The organism is Pseudoalteromonas sp. Z1A6, from assembly GCF_011378745.1.
GTDB lineage: Bacteria > Pseudomonadota > Gammaproteobacteria > Enterobacterales > Alteromonadaceae > Pseudoalteromonas > Pseudoalteromonas arctica.
In genome coordinates, this window is record NZ_WTKW01000700.1 from 1 (window position 1) to 594 (window position 594).

The 594-nt window shown below is 33.3% G+C and carries 1 protein-coding gene; it reads right to left on the reverse strand.

The features are described from left to right. Window positions 1-153: 153 nt before the first annotated feature. Window positions 154-405: a hypothetical protein gene (locus GQR46_RS20410; RefSeq protein WP_165728597.1), complete on the reverse strand. Its 252-nt coding sequence runs from the start codon at window positions 403-405 to the stop codon at window positions 154-156. Window positions 406-594: the final 189 nt, after the last annotated feature.

Here is a 594-nt window from a genome sequence, read left to right on the forward strand (position 1 = left end):
ACGAGCCTGTAGATTAACTCGTTTTTTTATTTATTTTTATTGATAAATAGACCATAGCTGAGTTCCTATTTTGGTTCAATCTATTAGTGTTTTTCATAAAATTTAGGATGGGTGTCATGTTTATCTTTATTAGTATGGGTGTCATACTAATTATTAATCACCACCAGTTGTATAATCATGTGATGACCTAATATTTGGACCTTTACTCTTAGTAAACGGATCATCTTGACTCCGATAAAAGATCCATAAAGCTAGCGCCCCAACAAATGGTATCAGCCATACAATAAATATTTGCGCACCTTTTTGAAAGGTTTCCAAATCATCACGACGCACCAGAAATATTGAAACAATAATATTGAGTAGAATCGCAATACCTGCGACTAAGTACCAAATTTCAAATTCCAATTTAAAGCTCCCTTGATATATAACGAAAATACAAACTAGACAGCCATCCTAATTGAACAAACAAAACTGCGCCACTAAATTTGCCATTCCGGTTCAGAATTTATCTTTTATTGCTGGGTCACTTTATTTCATCCGTTAAATGAGTAATTAGCCCTATTAAACCTAAATTACACGCATGAAAATAACTGC